This window comes from Stappia stellulata DSM 5886, assembly GCF_000423705.1.
Lineage (GTDB): Bacteria > Pseudomonadota > Alphaproteobacteria > Rhizobiales > Stappiaceae > Stappia > Stappia stellulata.
This window is the reverse complement of the sequence record NZ_KE384083.1, coordinates 726,084-745,051: the sequence shown is the minus strand read 5'-3', so window position 1 is coordinate 745,051 and position 18,968 is coordinate 726,084. Positions and strand designations below refer to the sequence as shown.

The 18,968-nt window shown below is 67.7% G+C and carries 16 protein-coding genes; 10 read left to right on the top strand and 6 right to left on the bottom strand.

The window, feature by feature from the left end; all coding sequences use genetic code 11:
• Positions 1 to 286: 286 nt before the first annotated feature.
• The 4 genes from G572_RS25020 to G572_RS0120515 all read left to right on the top strand — a co-directional run bounded on the left by G572_RS25020 (position 287) and on the right by G572_RS0120515 (position 6,988).
• Entirely contained in the window at positions 287 to 4,516 is a 4,230-nt protein-coding gene (locus tag G572_RS25020) for a peptidoglycan-binding protein (RefSeq protein WP_037547536.1), read from the top strand.
• 207 nt (positions 4,517 to 4,723) lie between these two features.
• A complete protein-coding gene (locus G572_RS0120525; protein WP_029060066.1) occupies positions 4,724 to 5,656 on the top strand; it encodes a sulfite exporter TauE/SafE family protein in 933 nt (310 codons plus the stop codon).
• A complete protein-coding gene (locus G572_RS0120520; RefSeq protein WP_029060065.1) occupies positions 5,653 to 6,447 on the top strand; it encodes a TIGR02186 family protein in 795 nt (264 codons plus the stop codon). Before G572_RS0120525 ends, G572_RS0120520 begins: the two co-directional genes overlap by 4 nt.
• Positions 6,448 to 6,493: 46 nt before the next feature.
• Entirely contained in the window at positions 6,494 to 6,988 is a 495-nt protein-coding gene (locus G572_RS0120515) for a DUF3429 domain-containing protein (RefSeq protein WP_169391348.1), read from the top strand.
• Between the two features lie 54 nt (positions 6,989 to 7,042).
• Here G572_RS0120515 and pdeM read toward each other — a convergent pair whose 3' ends face one another.
• Both pdeM and G572_RS0120505 read right to left on the bottom strand, forming a co-directional pair.
• Positions 7,043 to 7,768, bottom strand: a complete 726-nt coding sequence (gene pdeM / locus G572_RS0120510) for a ligase-associated DNA damage response endonuclease PdeM (protein WP_051242843.1) — start codon at positions 7,766 to 7,768, stop codon at positions 7,043 to 7,045.
• A complete protein-coding gene (locus G572_RS0120505) occupies positions 7,765 to 10,290 on the bottom strand; it encodes a ligase-associated DNA damage response DEXH box helicase (RefSeq protein ID WP_029060062.1) in 2,526 nt (841 codons plus the stop codon). Before G572_RS0120505 ends, pdeM begins: the two co-directional genes overlap by 4 nt.
• Before the next feature lie 89 nt (positions 10,291 to 10,379).
• On the opposite strand from G572_RS0120505, the gene G572_RS25015 reads away from it, so the two are divergent.
• The 5 genes from G572_RS25015 (at position 10,380) to G572_RS25010 (ending at position 15,003) form a co-directional block, all read left to right on the top strand.
• Positions 10,380 to 11,441: a ligase-associated DNA damage response exonuclease gene (locus G572_RS25015; RefSeq protein WP_051242841.1), complete on the top strand. Its 1,062-nt coding sequence runs from the start codon at positions 10,380 to 10,382 to the stop codon at positions 11,439 to 11,441.
• Positions 11,442 to 11,478: 37 nt separating this feature from the next.
• Positions 11,479 to 11,910 carry a DUF4440 domain-containing protein gene (locus G572_RS0120495; protein WP_029060061.1) on the top strand — a complete coding sequence of 144 codons (432 nt, stop codon included), beginning with the start codon at positions 11,479 to 11,481 and terminating at the stop codon, positions 11,908 to 11,910.
• A 16-nt stretch (positions 11,911 to 11,926) separates the two neighbouring features.
• On the top strand, positions 11,927 to 13,612 hold the full coding sequence (locus G572_RS0120490; RefSeq protein ID WP_029060060.1) for a cisplatin damage response ATP-dependent DNA ligase: 1,686 nt from the start codon (positions 11,927 to 11,929) through the stop codon (positions 13,610 to 13,612).
• 114 nt (positions 13,613 to 13,726) lie between these two features.
• Complete coding sequence (locus G572_RS0120485) at positions 13,727 to 14,347, top strand: 2-hydroxychromene-2-carboxylate isomerase (RefSeq protein WP_029060059.1); 621 nt, start codon at positions 13,727 to 13,729, stop codon at positions 14,345 to 14,347.
• Between the two features lie 122 nt (positions 14,348 to 14,469).
• Positions 14,470 to 15,003 (top strand): hypothetical protein, encoded by a 534-nt coding sequence (locus G572_RS25010; protein ID WP_051242838.1) that lies wholly within the window; start codon positions 14,470 to 14,472, stop codon positions 15,001 to 15,003.
• 60 nt (positions 15,004 to 15,063) lie between these two features.
• Here G572_RS25010 and G572_RS0120475 read toward each other — a convergent pair whose 3' ends face one another.
• The gene (locus tag G572_RS0120475; RefSeq protein WP_029060058.1) at positions 15,064 to 15,936 is read right to left on the bottom strand and encodes an acyl-CoA thioesterase; all 873 of its coding nucleotides are present in this window, start codon (positions 15,934 to 15,936) and stop codon (positions 15,064 to 15,066) included.
• A gap of 55 nt (positions 15,937 to 15,991) precedes the next feature.
• Entirely contained in the window at positions 15,992 to 16,960 is a 969-nt protein-coding gene (locus tag G572_RS0120470; protein ID WP_029060057.1) for an alpha/beta hydrolase, read from the bottom strand.
• Between the two features lie 237 nt (positions 16,961 to 17,197).
• Here G572_RS0120470 and G572_RS0120465 point away from each other — a divergent pair, with 237 nt between their 5' ends.
• Positions 17,198 to 17,602, top strand: coding sequence for a secondary thiamine-phosphate synthase enzyme YjbQ (locus G572_RS0120465; RefSeq protein WP_029060056.1), 405 nt, complete (start codon positions 17,198 to 17,200; stop codon positions 17,600 to 17,602).
• A 16-nt stretch (positions 17,603 to 17,618) separates the two neighbouring features.
• Here G572_RS0120465 and pip read toward each other — a convergent pair whose 3' ends face one another.
• Positions 17,619 to 18,572 (bottom strand): prolyl aminopeptidase, encoded by a 954-nt coding sequence (pip, locus tag G572_RS0120460; RefSeq protein ID WP_029060055.1) that lies wholly within the window; start codon positions 18,570 to 18,572, stop codon positions 17,619 to 17,621.
• Between the two features lie 53 nt (positions 18,573 to 18,625).
• Entirely contained in the window at positions 18,626 to 18,967 is a 342-nt protein-coding gene (locus tag G572_RS0120455) for a hypothetical protein (protein ID WP_029060054.1), read from the bottom strand.
• Between the last annotated feature and the right edge of the window lies 1 nt (position 18,968).

Here is an 18,968-nt window from a genome sequence, read left to right as displayed (position 1 = left end):
GCGCCGACGGCCGGCAGATGACATTACGCAACCTCGCTCTCCGGAATATCTTCCGTAAACGTAAGCGTCAAGCGTTCCGGATGATCGCAGCGGATCCGGGAGGCCTGGCGACGATCTATCTTCATCCTTGGTTAACCATGTAATTTCGGCGCTTAACCAGGTGTTTACCATAACCGGTGAGAGTTTGAGTCTAGGTCGTCGTGGTGCCGATAGGCGTTTGGCGAAATGAATGAAGAAGTCTGTGCGCGTCGAGAGGCGCTCCGTATCGGGTGAAGAGGCCCTTAGCATGTCCTGGACAGCGCGTTATCGCACCCCCCGCGGCACACAGCCGGAAACCGACCCCCGCCATGGCGCGGAGGGCCCTGACGATGCGTGGTACGAACCGCATCACCGGGCTCCGGCCTGGCGTGGCGCGCCGCAGCCGGCAGCGTCCGCTCCGCTCCCGGGCCGGGCGCGCGCGCAGGAACAGCTCAGCGAGGTCGCCGATGCGCTTGAGCGGTTGATGGATCCCGCCAGCCCCGCACAACCCGCTTATGATGCCGCCGCGCAATCCGCCCCCAACCGCCAGTCCCGCCGCGCCGCCGCTGCCCGCGCCCGCACCGAACAGCGTCCCGCACCGACGCGCGACGCCGCCCCCCAATCCGTCGACGACGCTCGCACCAGCCGCATCGAGGCGGTGCTCGGCGCGCTCGACCGGCTCGACCGTCGGGTTGAGGATCTCTCGCAGTCCGCAGATACAAGGGAGCTGGAAGACGCCGCGCCGCATGGCCGCCGTCCGGCTGCGCGTCCGGCCCCGCGTCCGGCGCCCGAGCCGACGTATGATGATGACGACGTCGACGGCTACGACGGCTATGCTCCGGCGCCTGCTCCCGCCCGGCGTCGCCCGGTCTCCGCCTATCGCGATGAAGCGCCCGCCTATCGCGACGGGGCGCCCGTGTATGACGACGACGAGGCCGCGCCGCGCCGCGCGCCCGGGAGCCGCTCGGCGGATCTCGGCGAGGAGCTGCGTCCGCTGTTCAACGATCTTGCGCGGCGCATCGACGAAGCCAATGATCCACGTGACGAAGCGCTGTCCACGATGCGGCGCGACATCCAGGATCTGCGTGCCGCGCTGGTGGAATCCCTGCGCGTCGACCGCAACCGTGCGCCGTCCCGCGACAGCGGCGAGATCCGTCGTCTGTCGGAGGCGGTGGAGCGGATGCGCACCGACCGTGCCGACATGCGCCTGTCGCGCGAGATGCGCGCCGAGATCGCGGACCTGCGTGCGCTGATCGGCCAGTCCAATGTCGACGGCATGCTGAAATCGCTGGAAAGCGGCTATGCGCATCTCGTCCAGCGTCTCGACGAACTGGCCCGCGACCGCACCGAGCCACGCCTGCTGGAAGACCTCGGCCAGCGGCTGATCGAGATCGAGGACGCGTTTCGCGTCGTGCCGCGCGCCGACCAGCTGGTCGCGCTCGACGATCGGGTCGCCGACATCGGCCACCGTGTGGAAGAGCTGGTGCGCCGCTCTGGCGGCGAGGATGTGACGGCGCTGCGCGGCGAGATCCGTGCCGTGCGCGACCTGGTCGAACGCATCGATGTCCAGGATCTGATCGGCGGGATCGACGAGCGTCTGTCGGCGCTGTCGGTCCGCTTCGATGCGATCGAGCGGCTTGCCGACGGCCAGCGCGCCATCGAGGGCCGTCTGGAGGCGATGGAGGCCCGCGCACCCCAGGCAGGCGCCGTGGACCGTCTCAACGACCGGCTCGAGCAGATTGCCGGAATGCTGGCCGACGATCGCGCCGAGCGCGCCGCCGGTCCCGATCCCAGGCTCGACGAGCACCTTGGGGAAATCGCCGGGCGGCTGAAGCGCATCGAAAATGCGCGGCAGATGCCGCCGAGCTACGACGCCGCCTTCACGCTTCTGGAAAAGCGTCTCGCCGCCATCGACGGCAAGATCGACGCCCTCGACCGTCCCGGTACCGTGACGCTGAATGCCGGCGGCGATCATGCCTCCATCGAGGCGGATCTGATTTCGCGGCTCGAAAGCGGCATCGCACAGCTCAACGAGCGGATCGAGGGTGCCGGTGCCCCGGGGCAGACGGAAGACCTCTCCGGGTTGCATCAGGAAATCGCCTCGCTGCGCGATTCTCTCTCCGCGGCCCCGGCGACGGCGCAGCTGGAAGCACAGCTGCGCGATCTGGCGGAGGCGATCAATCGCGGATCGTCTGCCGACGACGGCGCGGCCCTGTCTGCAATCGAAAACAAGATCGCAGCCCTTGCCGAAAAGATCGACGCGGCCGAACACGGGTTCTCGCGGCTCGGCGACCTGCAGTCGCTGGTCAGCGCCAATGGCAGCGCCGGCGGCGAAGTGGCCGATGCGCTGCGGGGCGACCTGGACCGGTTGCTCGACGCGGCCACCAGTTCCGAGCGGCGCACGCGCGAATCGATGGACAGCGTCCAGGACGTCATGGCCTCGATCAACAAGCGGCTGATGTCGCTTGAAGTCGGCGCCTCCGGACCGGGCGCGGATTCGGTCGAGGACGACCGCCCGCTCGAACCCGGGTCCGGCAAGCCGGCGCCGCGCCAGCAGCCGCAGATCCGGCTCGACCCGCGTCCCCAGGCCGGCGCCGCCGTCGCCAAGGCAAGTCCGCCCCGGCAAAAGGCCGCGCCAGCAGCCGCTCAGGCCCGCCCGCAGGGTCAACGCCCTGCCGCTGCCGCCGGAGAGCCGGGCGATCCGCGCGACCGCAAGGCCGACTTCATCGCGGCCGCGCGCCGCGCCGCCCAGGCTGCGGCCGCGGAGGTGCAGGACCAGAAATCGCCGCGCAATTTCCTTGGCGGCAAGTCCCGCGACGACGGGCCGGGCGAGGCCGGCAAGACCGCCACGGCAGCCGGCTGGCTGCGCTCGCGTCTGCCCGGCAAGCGCAAGGCGGCGGCCGCCGCCGCACCCGCCGATGTTGCCGATGTCGCCGAGCATGCTGTTGATGCGACAAGCGGCAAGGATCGCCGCGACGGCCCGCGCGGTCGCCGCGGCAAGGCCGACAGGGCGGAGACGACTGCGCCCGAGTTGCGCGCCGAGGGACGTCCTGGCGAACCCGATCCGCAGGAACTGGAAGAGGCGAAGAGCCAAGGCTCGATGTTCTCCAGCGGCGGACGTCGCGCCGTTCTTATGGCCGCGGCCGCCGTCGTGATTGCCATCGGTGCGCTCCAGATCTTCAAGCAGGTGACACCCTCCGACAGCGATATCGCGGCACTGGAAAAACCGGCCGCAATCGAGCAGCCGGTGGATGCTTCGGCCACGCAGGAGCCCGTTCAGCAGGCTTCGGCTGCGGCCGAGCGCATGGATCCGGCCGCCGGTGCAACCGCGGCCCCGCGGCAGGAAAACCTCGCGGCGGTCTCCGCTACGTCACCGGCAACGGACACGGGCGATGCCGATGCCGATGCCGTCGCGAGCGAGCGCGGCACCGGGGCTTCGGCCGATGGCGAGGCCATGCCCGATATGGCCTTTGCGCCGCCGGCGAACGTCCAGAACGGCTTTTCCGCCCAACCCGGCAACATCCCGGCCGCCCGGTTCCAGACCCCGGCCAGTGTGAACGGCATGGATGCACCCTCGCGGTCCGACACCGCCGGCAACGCGCCGATGTCCGGTGCGGATGGCCGCGCACTGGCCGCGATTCCCGAAGACGTCGGTCCGCTGTCGCTGCGCCAGGCCGCCGCCCAGGGCGACCCCAAGGCGCTCTTCGCCATCGCGGCCCGCTACACCGAGGGCACCGGCGTGGCGCCGGACCTGCAGAAGGCGGCCAGCTACTACGAAAAGGCGTCCCAGGCCGGTCTTGCTCCGGCGCAGTATCGTCTCGGATCGCTCTACGAAAAGGGGCGCGGCGTGACCCGCGACCTCTCGGCGGCGCGTGACTGGTACGCGCTTGCCGCCAAGCAGGGCAATGCCAAGGCCGCGCACAATCTCGCGGTGCTCTACGCGGAGGGAATTTCCGGCAATCCGGAATTCCGCGACGCTGCCTTCTGGTTCAAGAAAGCCGCCAACTTCGGTCTGGCCGACAGTCAGTACAATCTCGGCATTCTCTATGCGCGCGGGCTTGGCCTGGAGAAGAATCTCGTCGAAAGCTACAAGTGGTTTGCGCTTGCCGCGGCCCAGGGCGATGGCGACGCGGCGAACAAGCGCGACGAACTGGCGAACATGCTGTCGAAGGAAGAGCTGGCCGAAGCGCGTCTTGCGGTTTCCAACTGGCAGGAAGCGCCGCGGGCCGCCGCCGCCAATGAGGTCGAACTGAAGCCGTCGTGGTCGGCGCCGGCCGACACGGTGTCGCGGGCGACCTATTCCGGTGATCCGCGCGACATGGTGATGCTGGCGCAAAAGCTGCTTGCAAAGCGCGGCTTCGATCCGGGCGCTCCGGACGGCCAGGTCGGCAACCGGACCCGCGATGCGGTCCGCGCCTTCGAGAAAGCGTCGGGTCTTCCGGTCACGGGCAAGGTCAGTGCCGACCTGCTGAAAGCCCTCGCCGGGCAGTCGATCTGATCCGGCGCAGGGCCGATTGAGCTTTTTCGATGCGGCACGACCCGTGCGGCGTTGACACGTCTGTCGCAAGCGCGCTTTATCGGTTTGAAGGCGCTGCCGCCAGAACGCCCCGTGGCGCGCCCATGGCCCGACAAGCCGTCCGGCCGCGTGCCGCCTCATCTCCAACATGCCGCCCGGGCAAGCGAGCGGCCCAGTCGCCGGTGTGACGTGCAAATCTATCTGCCCATCGCCGAATTGCCCGTCAACATGTTCATGTTGTTCGGAATGGGAGGGGCCGTCGGCTTCCTCTCCGGCCTGTTCGGCATCGGCGGCGGCTTCCTGCTGACCCCGCTTCTGATCTTTTCCGGCATCCCGCCCGCCGTTTCCGTCGCGACGGTGACGACCCAGGTCGTTGCCTCTTCCGCGTCGGGCGTCGTTGCCTACTGGCGACGCAAGATGATCGACTTCAAACTGGCGGGCATGCTCCTGGTCGGCGGCGTGATCGGCTCGGCCATCGGTGTCTGGCTGTTCGACCTCTTGCGCACGCTCGGACAGCTCGATCTGGTGATTTCGCTCTCCTATGTGACGTTCCTGAGCGCCATTGGCGGGTTGATGCTGTTTGAATCGCTGCGTTCCATGGCGCGGCGCAAGAGCGGCGCGCGCATCGCGGCGCGCCAGCCGGGACGGCACAACTGGGTGCACGGCCTGCCGTTCAAGATGCGGTTTCGCCAGTCGCGTCTTTATGTCAGCGTGATCCCGATCATCGTGCTCGGGGCTGTAATCGGCTTTCTCGGCAGTATCCTCGGCATTGGCGGAGGTTTCATGATGGTGCCGGCGCTGATCTACCTGCTGCGGGTGCCGACCAACATCGTCATCGGCACTTCGCTCCTGCAGATCCTCTTCACGATGGCGGCGGCGACCTTCCTGCACGCCATGTCGACCCAGTCCGTCGACATCGTGCTGGCGCTTGCGCTGATGATTGGCGGGGTGATCGGCGCCCAGTTCGGCGCGCGAATGGGCCAGAAACTGCGCGGCGACCAGTTGCGCCTGTTGCTTGCGCTGCTGGTGCTGTCGGTGGGCGTGCGTTTTGCTGTCAACCTGGTGCTTCAGCCCGACGAACTGTTTTCGGTGTCCGCGGCGGTCGCGGAGGTGCGGCGATGAGACGGACGACGCTTCGCACACTCGCGGCCTGCGGCCTTGCCGCGCTTGCGCTCACGACAGCTGCGCTTGCGCCGGCGCGTGCGGAAAACCTGATCTCGGCGCTCTCCAACGACAGGGTGAACATCGAATCCAATTTCACCGGCACGAAGATCGTCGTCTTCGGCGAGATCGCGCGCGACGCCTTGACGGTCGCGCGTCCCGACCCTTACGACCTTGCCGTTGTGGTCTCCGGGCCGGAGCAGGTGGTCACGACCCGGCGCAAGGGCCGCTTCCTGGGCATCTGGGTCAACCGCGATGCCGAAACCTTCGAAAGCGTGCCGAGTTTCCTGGCCATACACACAACCCGCGCGCCGCATGAAATGGCCTCGCGCACCGTGTTGCAGCGGCACCGCATCGGCCTGCGCAACCTCAATCTGCCGATCGCGATTGCCTCCGATGTGCCGATCGGCGACCGCGACAATTTTCGCGCGGCGTTCCTGCGTCTCAGGGTCGAGAGCGGCCTTTATCGTGAAGAAACGCAAAGCATCGAATTCCTGAGCAATTCGCTGTTCCGGACGTCGGTGACGCTGCCGGCCAACGTGCCTGTCGGCGATTACACCGTGTCCACCTATCTGCTGCGCGGCGGGGTGCTGCTTGCACAGGCCGAGGAGCAGCTGACCATCGCCAAGTCCGGTTTCGAGCAGTTCACCTATCGCCTGGCCTATGAATATTCCGCGCTCTACGGGCTGCTGGCCGTCGGGCTGGCGATCTTCACCGGCTGGTTGGCGGGAGTGATCTTCCGGCGCGATTGAACCGTAGTGCGGATACATGCCTTCAATCCGGACAGGCGAGGCTTCCGTGACGTTCAATCCTTTGTTTCTTGCCGCCGACGAGCGGCCTGCGCCGCGTCTTTCGCGCGTCCTCGGTTATGCGGGCCTTCTTCCGTTCCTCGCCGGCGCCGTCTATCTGACCGCCGCCGCGTTCCGTTTCGCGGATGCACAGGCGGTTGCCCTCGCGACCATGGCGCTGGTCGTTTACGGCGCGCTCATCCTGTCGTTTCTCGGCGGAGTGCGCTGGGGCATCGCTGTCGTCGGCGCGCGCGTCGATGGAGCCGTTTTTGCCTGGTCGGTCATTCCCGCGCTCGGCGGCTGGGTCGCGACCCTCTTGGCGCCGAATTGGGGCCTGCTGCTTCTCGCCTGCGGGTTTCTCATCCAGGGCGGCTGGGATTACCGCGCGGGTGAAGACGGGACGCTCCCGCAGTGGTACGTGACGCTGCGGCGAAGGCTCACGGTGATTGTCGTGGCAAGCCTGCTGGTCGCGGCGGGAAGCCTGCTCATCCTTCTCGGACCCTAGCCCGCGCCCCAAGGGCCGCAGTTCGCGCGGCCGGTCGAGACAGTCTGGCGCCGGTCAGTCGGCGACGAGGCGGCTCGCCGTAAAGGGATAGAGGCGGCCCTCGCCCAGCATGAAGACCGAAAACGCCCGCGGCGGAAACAGCGCCGACCACGCCTCGTCGAGAACGTTGAGACCGCCGGTCAGCACGCCGAAGGCCGGCAGGACCATGCGCTGCCCGTCGGTGGCGAAACAGGGCCGGCGCACGCTGCGTCCGTAGCGGCGGATACGGGCCGCCGGATGCAGATGCCCGCACACTTCTCCCGGCGTTGTGTCTTCTTCCGGCTCATGCCGGAAAACGAGGCCGGCGAGGCGGACCTCTTCCATCGTTTCGCCGCACAGCGACACCGGGGCCACCGGATCGTGATTGCCGGTAATCCAGATCCATTCGCGCCCGAGCTGCAGCGTTGTCAGCATGGCGCGGTAGGTCGCCGGCAGGCGGTCGGAGCCGTTTGTGTCGTGAAAGCTGTCGCCGAGCGCGATCACGCGGCTGGGATCGAAGGCATCGATGACGCCGGCGAGCTTTTCCAGCGTCGCGGCCGTGTCATAGGGGGGCAGCATGACCCCGCGACGGGCAAAGCTGGAGCCTTTCTCGAAGTGGAGGTCGGAGACGATCAGCGTGTCCTCGTCCGGCCACCAGAGCGCGCCGCTGTCGTGCAGGCCGACGAGTTCGCCGGCAAGGGAAATGTCATGGCACACGGGCGCAAAGCGCCGGGCCGGTTGCTGCGCGGTGAAGGGACTCACCCCATTGCCTCCCTGACAAGATCGTCGGCGGCCGCGCTCAGCAAGGCTTCCTGCGCGGCACCGACCACGGGCTCCTTGCCGATCTCCAGCATCACCGGAACAGCAAGCGGAGAGACCCGATCGAGCGCAGTATGCGCGATTCGGCCCTGAATTCGGGTGAGAAGTTCGCCCAATCTGGAGATATCCAGAAGTCCTTGCGCCGCATCCTGCCAGGTGGCCTCCAGAAGGATGTGATCCGGTTCGTGGCGACGCAGGACATCGTAGATGAGGTCGGCCGATACGGTGACCTGGCGGCCGCTTTTCTCCTTGCCCGGATGGCGGCGCTCGATCAGCCCGGCGATCACCGCGCAGGTGCGAAAGGTGCGTTTCATCAGGCTCGATTCGGCAAGCCAGGCGTCGAGATCGTCGCCGAGCATGTCCTCGTCGAACAGGCCGGCCAGCGAGAGCTGGCCGCTCGCGATCATCGCGCCGAGGTCCGACAGGCCCCATACGGCGAGTGCGTAGTCGTTGGCGACGAAGCCGAGCGGGCCCGCGCCGGCACGCTCCAGCCGACGGGTCAGCAGCATGCCGAGCGTTTGATGCGCGAGCCGTCCGTCGAAGGGATAGCAGACGAGATAATGCATATTGCCGCGCGGGAAGGTTTCCACCAGCAGGCCGTCGGCCTTGGGAAGTTCGGAGTAAAGGCGCTGCAGCTCCAGCCAGTCGCGCACCTGTGCGGGAAGCCGGTCCCAGCTCGCGGGCGTCGCCAGCATCGTCCGCACGCTTGCCGCCAGATAGGTAGAAAGCGGAAACTTGCCGCCCTGATAGGACGGGATCTTCGGTGCCTGCGCGCGGGCGCGCGACACATAGGCCTCGTTCTCGCGGATCGCCTCGAAGCGCAGGATTTCGCCGGCGAAAAGAAACGTGTCGCCCGGCGCGAGTTGGTCGACGAACCATTCCTCGATCTCGCCGAGCATCCGCCCGCCGCGTCCGACCGGGGTGCGGCGCCCTTCGGCCTTGGAGCGCACCAGCCGCACCTTCAGCATCGGCGCCTCGACGATGGTGCCGACGTTCAGCCGGTATTGCTGGGCGAAGGAGGGATGGGCGAGCCGCAACCGGCCGTCGCCGTTGTCCTTCAGCCGGGCGTAGCGCTCATAGGTGCGAAGCGCATAGCCGCCGGTCGCGACAAAGGCCACCGTGCGGTCGAAATCGCGCTGGGAGAGATGGCGATAGGGTTCGGCTGCGCGGATTTCCGCAAACAGGTCGTCGGGTGAAAACGGCCCCGCGCAGGCGACGCCCAGGACATGCTGCGCGAGCACGTCGAGCGCGCCGGTACGCAAGGGGGGCGTGTCCTGTTCGCCGGCGCGCGAGGCGGCAAGCGCCGCCTGGCACTCCATCACCTCGAAGCGGTTGGCCGGCACCAGAATGGCCCGCGACGGCTCGTCCATGCGGTGGTTGGAACGGCCGATGCGCTGCGCCAGCCGGCTGGCGCCCTTGGGCGCGCCGACATTGACCACCAGATCGACGTCGCCCCAGTCGATGCCGAGGTCGAGCGAGGAGGTGCAGACGATGGCGCGCAAGCTGCCGGCGGCCATCGCCGCCTCGACCTTGCGGCGTTGACCGACGTCGAGCGAGCCGTGGTGCAGGGCGATTGGCAGATTCTCGTCGTTGACGTGCCACAGCGCCTGAAACAGCGCCTCGGCCTGCGAGCGGGTGTTGACGAAGACGAGGCTGGTGCGGTGCTTTCGGATGATCTGGTAGATGTCCGGCACGGCATGGCGGGCGGAGTGGCCCGACCACGGCAGCCGCTCGTCGGTGTCGAGAATGGTGATGTCGGGCGCGGCCCCGCCCGAAACCGTCACCAGGTCGGCGAGGGTGCGGGTGCCGTCGGGATCGTCGGGCTGCGCCACCAGCCAGGCGCGCAGATCGTCGGGTTCCGCAACGGTTGCCGACAGGCCGATGGTGCGAAGCTCCGGGGACAGCCGGCGCAGCGCCGCAAGTCCGAGTGCCAGCAGGTCGCCGCGCTTGGAGGTCACCAGCGCATGCAGTTCGTCGAGGATCACGGTCTTCACGTCCGACAGCATCTCGCGGCCTTGCGCGTCGGACAAAAGCAGGGCGATCTGTTCCGGCGTCGTCAGCAGGATGTCGGGCGGGATCTTCTTTTGCCGCTGGCGCTTGTGGGAGGGCGTGTCGCCGGTGCGCGTCTCGATGCGGATGTCGAGGCCGATGCCCGCAACCGGCGCCTCGAGATTGCGGGCGATGTCGACGGCAAGCGCCTTCAGCGGCGAGATGTAGAGCGTATGCACCCCACACCGGGCCGCTGTCGCGCCGGACTTCGTGCGTGGCCGCCCGGCCAGTTCCGTCAGGCTCGGCAGGAAGCCTGCGAGTGTCTTGCCCGCACCGGTCGGCGCGATCAAAAGCGCGGACCGCTTTTTGCGGGCAACCTCAAGCAGGTCCAGCTGATGCGTACGCGGAGACCAGCCCCGGCTTTCGAACCAGCGCTGGAAGTCGGGAGGAAGAAGGGGCGGACCGGCGGCATCCATGGCGCTCACAGATAAAGCCTCGCGCGCTCGGCGTCGAGCGGCGCGCGCCTCCATTCCAATTCGCTCGGTGCGACCCTACATTGCCTTGAATGACACTTGGCGCCGATCTGCTCACCCTCACCGCTGCAGGGCTCTACTGTCCGCAAGGCGGGTTCCACATCGATCCGACGCGTCCCGTCGAGCGCGCGCTGATCACCCATGGCCATGCCGATCACGCCCGCGCCGGCCATGGCGCGGTGCTGGCGTCCGACGAGACGCTGAAAATCATGGCCGTGCGCTACGGCGAGGCCTTCACCGGCACGCGGCAGGTCGCCGGATCCGGCGAGGCGGTCGACATCGACGGGGTGCGCGTGTCGTTCCACCCCGCAGGCCATGTACTCGGCTCCATGCAGATCCGGCTGGAACGCAGGGCCACGCGGCTCGTTGTTTCCGGCGACTACAAGCGCCAGGCCGATCCGACCTGCGCGCCGTTCGAGCCGGTCGCCTGCGACGTTTTCATCACCGAGGCGACCTTCGGCCTGCCGGTGTTCCGCCATCCGCCGGCGTGCGGCGAGATCGCGAGGCTTCTCGCCTCGCTGCAGACCTTTCCCGGGCGCACGCATCTTGTCGGCGCCTATGCGCTTGGAAAGGCGCAGCGGGTGATTGCGGAACTGCGCGCCGCCGGATACGACCGCACGATCTATCTGCACGGGGCGCTGGAAAAGCTCTGCCGCCTTTATGAAGCCGAAGGGATCGATCTCGGCGCCCTGGAGGCGGTGGGGCGTCGCGCCAAGGAGCTTGCCGGCGAGATCGTGCTGTGTCCGCCCGGGCAATTGGCCGACCGTTGGGCCCGCCGTTTCGGAGACCCGGTGACGGCGGTTGCCAGCGGCTGGGTGCGGGTCCGCGCCCGGGCGCGCCAGCGCGGCGCGGAACTGCCGCTGGTGATCTCCGATCACGCGGATTGGGACGACCTTCGTGCCACGATCCGCGAGACGGGGGCGGGCGAGGTCTGGGTGACGCATGGCGCGGAAGAGGCGCTGGTGCACTGGTGCCGCCAGCAGGGGCTGGCGGCGAAACCGCTGAACCTCATCGGCTATGGCGACGAGGGCGAGGCGGAACCGGAGATGGAAACGGTCGTGACCGGCGAAACGGCGGAGCGGCAGGCGGGTTGAACGGAAAACGACGGCACGACAGGCCGGGGAGAACGAGATGACACAGGAAAATGGTGCCGGCCGGGACGACGACGGCCTTCCCGTAGCCGAAGCGGAGCTGGAGCCGGCGGTTCTCGACCTCTTCGAGGACTATCGCGCCGGCTTCGACGATTTCGATGCGGATGCGCTGGCCGACTGTTTCGCCTATCCCAATGTTATCTGGCAGTTCGGCAAGGGCAATGTCTTCGCCGATGACGAGGAGCTGCTGGAGAACATCGAAAAGCTTTTGGCCGCGCTCGACAAGGAAGGCGTGGTCGCCTCCGACTACGAGGTTCTCGCCAGCTATGTCGGCGGCGACACGGCCGTTGCGACGCTGAGCTGGACCCAGTCGGACAAGCTGGGCGAGCCGGTGATCGAGTTTACCTGCCACTATCACCTGCTTTACGACGGCGACACCTGGCGGATCGCGATGATCGTCAATGAACCGTGAGGCGTAAGCTCACGCGATGATCCGTTTTGCCCGCCTTCTGGACCGCCTGTCGTTCGAGCCGCGCCGCAGCGCCAAGCTCGCCTTGATGCGCGAGCATTTCCTGAAGACGCCGGATCCCGAACGCGGGCTTGCGCTGGCCGCTCTCACCGGCGGCCTGTCGTTTCGTCACGCCAAGCCGGCGATGCTCAGAGCGCTCGTCGCCGAACGGGTCGATCCGCATCTCTTCGCGCTCTCCTATGACTTCGTCGGCGATCTGTCGGAAACCATCGCGCTGATCTGGCCGAACGGGGAGGGCGGCGACGCATCGCCGCCCGCGCTTGCCGAGGTGGTGGAGCGGCTGGAGGCGGCCAGGCGCGGCGAGGTGCCGGCGCTGGTCTCCGGCTGGCTCGACATGCTGGACGAGACCGGGCGCTGGGCGCTGCTGAAGCTGGTCACGGGCGGCCTGCGTGTCGGCGTCTCCGCGCGGCTTGCCAAGACGGCGGTCGCCGGTCTGGGGGCGCTCGAACCCGATGACATCGAGGAGGTCTGGCACGGGCTGGACCCGCCCTATGAAACGCTGTTCGCCTGGGCGATGGGCACGGGCGAGCGCCCGCGTTCCGACGATCCGGTGCCGTTTCGCCCGCCGATGCTGGCGCATCCTGCGGAAGACCGCGATCTGGAAGCCTTCGCGCCGGAGACCTTCGCGGTGGAATGGAAGTGGGACGGCATCCGCGTGCAGGCCGCGGCGGGACGCAATGGCGAGGGCGAGCTTCGTCGTCGACTTTATTCGCGCACCGGCGAGGATCTCTCCACCGCCTTCCCGGACGTTGTGGAGGCACTGGATGTCGAGGCGGTGATCGACGGCGAACTGCTGGTCGTGATCGACGGCGAGGTGCGCTCCTTCAACAGTTTGCAGCAGCGGCTCAACCGCAAGACCGTGACGCCGAAACTGCTGGCGTCGCATCCGGCCGCGATCCGCGCCTACGATCTTCTTTCGGTGGATGGCGAGGATCTGCGCGATCTGCCGTTTCGCGACCGGCGCGCGCGGCTGGAGGCGTTCGTCGCGCGGCTTGCCTCGCCGCGCATCGATCTGTCGCCGCTTGTCGAAGCGGCGGACCCGAGGGCGCTGGCAAGCGCCCGCAACGCGCCGGAAACCCTGCATGCGGGTGCCGATGCGCAGGCCATCGAGGGCCTGATGCTGAAGCGCTGGGCGTCGCCCTATGTGCCCGGCCGCCCGAAGGGACAATGGTACAAGTGGAAGCGCGATCCGCATCGCATCGACGCTGTGCTGATGTATGCGCAGCGCGGTCACGGCAAGCGCTCCTCGTTTTACTCCGACTACACCTTCGGCGTCTGGCGTTCGGCGGGCGAGGGCGATGACCGGGACGAGGAACTGGTGCCGGTCGGCAAGGCTTATTTCGGCTTCACCGACGAGGAGCTTGCCGAGATCGACCGCTTCGTGCGGCAGAACACCGTCAACCGCTTCGGTCCCGTGCGCGAGGTTCGCCACGAGGCCGCGGCGGGCCTGGTGCTGGAGATCGCCTTCGAGGGGCTGAACCGCTCCACGCGGCACAAGTCCGGCGTGGCCATGCGCTTTCCCCGGGTCGCACGGCTCAGGTTCGACAAGCCGCCGGCCGAAGCCGACCGGATCGAGACGCTGGAGGCGCTCCTTCCCCCCGACGAGCGTGCGCCGGCCGCCTCGCGCAAGGCCCGTACGGGATGAGCGAACCATGCGCAAACGCCGGGATGGCGGCGCGCCTTCGCCCGGAACGGACTTGATCGCGGGCGGCTCCCGGCGCACGGTGCCGGACACCGCAATCAGCCACGGGCTCCCCGCATGCAGCGCATCATCGACTACTACTACACGCACGCCTCTCCCTGGGCCTATATCGGCCACGAGGCCTTCCTGGCGCTCGCCGACCGTCGGGAGTATGCGGTGCGGTTCCGTCCCGTTTCGCTGACAACGGTGTTTGCCGAAACGGGCGGGTTGCCGCTGGCCAAGCGCCATCCGGTGCGCCAGGCCTACCGGCTGGTGGAATTGCAGCGCTGGCGCGCCTACCGCAACATCCCGCTGACGCTCAAGCCGGCGCATTTTCCGGTGAACCCGGAACTTGCCGACCGGATCGCGCTTGCGGTCGCGGTGGAGGGCGGGCCGGTGGCGGCCTACTCGCTCGCCGTCTTCAAGGCGTTGTGGGTCGACGAACTCGACATCGCGCGCGACAGCGTGCAACGCGCGATTCTCGAGCGGCTCGGCCTGAATGCCGATGCAACGCTCGGTCAGGCGAGCGAGAAGCCCATTGTCGAGCGCTATATGTCCAATCAGGCGGAAGCCATCGAAACAGGTGTTTTCGGCTCGCCAAGTTATGTTCTGAATGGCGAGGTCTTCTGGGGGCAGGACCGTCTCGATCTGCTGGATGCGGCGCTGGCGGAGGGGCGGGTGCCATTTTCCGCGCCGTGATGCGGACATCCCGGGCGCGGGCCGTCGTGCTTTCGCCACGACCGGCGTGGATAGTTGTGTAAAGTCGAAGATATTGTGCCGTATACGGCCTTTTCGTCCCCGGGACGCGGAAGGCCGAACACATGGAGAACCTCGTGATGCGCCTGCCTGCAACCGCTCTTGTTGCCGCCGGTCTTGCCGTGTCGCTTGTCACGGGCGCCGCTGCCCAGTCTGGGGATGCGGGCACGGGACCGCGTCCGTCGGCGCCGGAAGACCGCTATCTGCTCGCTCCGGCCGGAGAGGCCTTCCTGCGGCTCGACCGGGAGAGCGGCCGGGTCGCCGAGTGCCGTCGCCGCAGCGAGGCCTGGCGCTGCGTTGCCGTGCCGGACGCACAATTGGCGATGGAGCGGGAAATCTCGCGGCTGAGCGACGAACTCGCGGCGTTGCGGGACGAAAATGCCGCCCTGGAGAAGCGTCTTGCCGAAAACGGACAGACCCCGTCGGCGAAACGGCCGGATGCGTCCGCCAACGGGTCCGGTGCAGGCGATGACCCGGCCTTCACGCCCGAGGAAGAGGCCGAACTCGACAAGGCGCTCGACTTCACAGAGAAGGCGATGCGCCGCTTTTTCGGGATGATGAAGACATTGCGCGAGGAATACAACGACATGGCGAACTGACCGGGAGGATCCGGTGCGATCCTCCCGGCCACTGCTGCCGGTAATCGTTTCGCCTTTGCGTCAGGCCTTCAGCACGTTCTTCAGGATGTCGGCGCGCACCTCGTCATCGAGCGTCACGGCACTGCGCGTCTTCAGGTCCATCGTCAGCGCCACGACATCGCACACCGCCGCCAGCCGGTGGGTGCGCGCCTCGAACAGGTGATGGCGGAAGGAGAAGGTCGAATTCGCCGCACCGGTCAATCCGCTGTGCGTGACGACCGGATCGCCGGGCTTGAGCGGCCCGGTCCAGGCAAGCTTCATCTCCACCGCGACGCGTCCGAGCCCGCGCTCGGTGAGCCAGGCGTCCGTCATCGGCGTCAGATTCCACACATGCGGGGCGCCTTCGGTGAAGCACGCCAGCGCGAAGGCGTCGTCGGCGCGTCCGTCCGGTCCCGCGTGGCGCGGCAGCACGGTGGCCCGGTGCACAATGCGCGCGCCCGCGGTTTCCAGCTGCTTCACGGTGGCCGCATTGGTCTCGGCTGCCGTGCCCAGGCTGCGCGGCAGGGCGGCATCCGGCATCGGTGCGCTGACGTCCTGAAAGCGGCGGCGCAATTCGCGCGCGACGCTGTCGGCGGGGGCGTAGCCGTCGGTCGCCGTGGCGGCGAGCACGTTGTCGGCGCTGCGGCGCAGCTCATGCACCACCGTTAGCATATAGGGCCCGTCGAAGGCGACGTGGCTGCGCATGACCAGCGTGTCGCCGGAATAGAGTTCCTCGTGATAGCGCATGTGGCGCGCGCGCCGGGCGCCGGCAAGGGCGTCGCTCAGTCCGCTCAGCAGGCGGAACTGGCGGTCGGCTTCCTCGAAGCGGGCGAGATAGAACTGGACGTTCAGGTGATCGTTTTCATCGCATTCCCAGCAATTAACAAAAGAAAACAATGTGTCGATAGCGGCCATGTGTGGCTCTCCGGGCGGGTTCGATGATGGTGTTTGCGCCGGGCGGCGGCGGGTGTCAATTGGAGGGCGGTAATTCACGAAGGAATGCGTCGATTGCCCTGTTGCTGTCCTTGGCGATGGCAAGGGGAAAGTGCTGGAAGAGATGGCAGCCGCCGGGGTGGACGGCAAGCTCCGTCCGGTTGCCGGCCGCTTGCCAGCGCGCGGCCATGAACAGCGTGTCGTCGAGCAGCGGATCGGCGTCGCCGACAACGAAATGCGCGGGGACCAGACCGTTCAGATCGCCCATCAGCGGGGACACGTCCGGCGAGGCCGGATCGCCGCCGCGCGCCAGATAATGCCGCACGAACATCGTCAGGTCGCGGGTGTTCAGCACCAGCTTCCGGCTGCCCCAGGCACGGGCACTGGGCGTCAGCCGCAGGTCGAAGCATCCGCCGACGAAGACGGCGGCCGAAAACAGGTGGCCGAGGCCGTGCCGGTCGCGCAGGCGCAGCAGGACGGCGGCCGCGAGATTGGCGCCCGCCGATTCCCCGCCAATGGCAAAGCGCGGCTTGCCGAATTCCCGGACGCCGTTTTCGTGCAGCCACAGGGCGGTCGTTTCGCAATCGTCCGGGCCTTGCGGATAGGGGTGTTCCGGCGCGAGCCTATAAGCGCAGGATACGACCGCAAGGCCGGTGTTTTCCGCGATCTCGCGCAGACGCGGGTCCTGTTCGTCGGCCGCCCCGAGCGTCCAGCCGCCCCCGTGGATGTGCAGATAGGCGCCCTCGCAGGGGCGGTTGCGCGGGCGCAGGATGCGCAAGGGGATCTCGCCATGCGGTCCGGAAATCACATGCACCTTCGCGTCGGGATCGCGCGGCGGGCAGGGGAAGGGCCCCAGCCCCTCGGCGCGTTTCTCGCGGATGACGGACGGAGCGAAGGACCACTGGTCCGGCAGAAGCGTCAGCCGATGGACCAGTTCCCGGTTGAAGTCGAGCGTTTCCACGCTGGCCTCGCCCCGATGGCTGAAGTCGAAACCCGTTGCAGCCATTGAGGCCGGTGTCCTGTTGTCGGTGCCTTCGAAAGCGCCCCGCTGCGAAGCGGCGCGGAGCGCAGGCTAAAGCCTGGGCATTCGCCTGCCAAGCCCTGCCGCGCTTGCGCTGTCGGCACACTCCTCACATAGTTGCGGCAAAAGGGAGGTACTCGCCCAATCATGACCCGTTCCCGACCCGGCCTGATCGACCAGGCCTGGACCTTCGAGGATGATGGCCTCGACCTGCGTCAACGCATGGGCCGCCTTGTCGTGGCGACCCGCGGTTGCGGTTTTTACGGCATCGGCCGGCGGATCGACGACTGGCTGGCCGAGCAGACCGCGCGCGACGGTGCCGTGTCGCTTTTCCTGCGCCACACCTCCGCCTCGCTCACGATCCAGGAAAACGCCGATCCCGACGTTCAGGCCGATCTGCTCGACGCGCTTTCCGGCCTCGCCCGCGAGGACGCGCCCTGGCGTCACCGAAGCGAAGGGCCGGACGACATGCCGGCCCACGTCAAGTCGATGCTCACCGATGTCAGCCTGCAGGTGCCGGTCGTGGCCGGTCGGCTCGATCTCGGCACCTGGCAGGAGATCTATGTGATGGAGCACCGGCGCGATCCCCATCAGCGCAGTCTGACGCTGCGCTATCTGGGAACCTGACGCCCCGGGGCGCGCATTAGCGGCGATCCGCGAAACGCCGTGTCGCGGCGACGAGTTCCGCCACGATGCCCGGTTCGCTCGCCGCATGGCCTGCGTTCTCGACGATGCGCAGCTCCGCTTCCGGCCAGGCGGCGGACAGGTCGACGGCGTTTTTCATCGGCGTCACCACGTCGTGGCGGCCGTGCACGAGGACCGCCGGGATGCCGCGGACCTTGTCGATATCGCGCAGGAGCTGGTCGTCATGGGTGAAGAAGCCGCCGTTGGCGAAGTAATGCGCCTCGATGCGTGCGAAGGCGAGTGCGTAATGCGGATCCGAGAAGGCCTCCTCGCGCTCGGGATTGCGCAGGACCGAGAGCGTTGACCCCTCCCAGCGCGCCCAGCGCACGGCGGCCTCGAGCCGCTCCGTCTCGTCGGTTCCGGTGAGCCGGCGATGATAGGCCGCGATCAGGTCGCTTTGCTCGTCCTTCGGGATAAATTCGCGATAGGCCGCAAAGAGATCTGGATAAAGCCAGCTCGCGCCCTCCTGGTAGAACCAAAGGAGCTCGGCGCGCCGCAGCAGGAAGATGCCGCGCAACACCAGCGCGGTCACGCGCTCGGGATGCGTCTGCGCGTAGGCCAGCGAGAGCGTCGATCCCCAGGACCCGCCGAACACCTGCCAGCGCTCGATGCCGAGATGCTCGCGCAGCCGCTCGATGTCTGCGACGAGGTCCCAGGTGGTGTTTTCGCGCAGCTCGGCGTGGGGAATGGACCGTCCGCAGCCGCGCTGGTCGAACAGCACGATGCGGTAGACCGACGGATCGTGAAAGCGGCGCATGATCGGTCCGGCGCCGCCGCCCGGTCCGCCATGCAGCATGACGACCGGCACGCCGTCCGGGTTGCCGCATTCCTCATAGTGGATGGAATGCAGGTCGCTGACGGGGAGCATGCCGGAGCCATAGGGCTCCAGCGGCGGGAAAAGCGTCTCGGGCAAGGTGAAATGTCCTTGAAGGGCGTGGCTGGAATAGTGTCGGAACGGGCGAAAGCCTACCCCAGAAGCAGAAGCGCGGCCATCCCCGCAGCGGGCAGGGTGAGGAGCGCGGTTGCCGCCAGCCAGACGAGGCAGACCGCGAAGCCAGAGGCACGGCCGCCGGAAAGGCGCTCGTAGAGAGCGGCGGGAACGCCGGCGACGACGAGCGTCGTCAGGGCGCCGAGCAGATAAGCAAGATAGACGACGAGCGCGGCCGAGGAGACGAGCAGCCCCGGCGCGAGCAGGATGACCGCCGCCGTCGTCTGTGGCAGGAGCCAGGGATTGAATACGCCGTTGAGAAGCGCGAGCGCCGCGATGGCAAGGGGAAGGCGGCCGGTCGTGTTCACAATCTCCGTCATC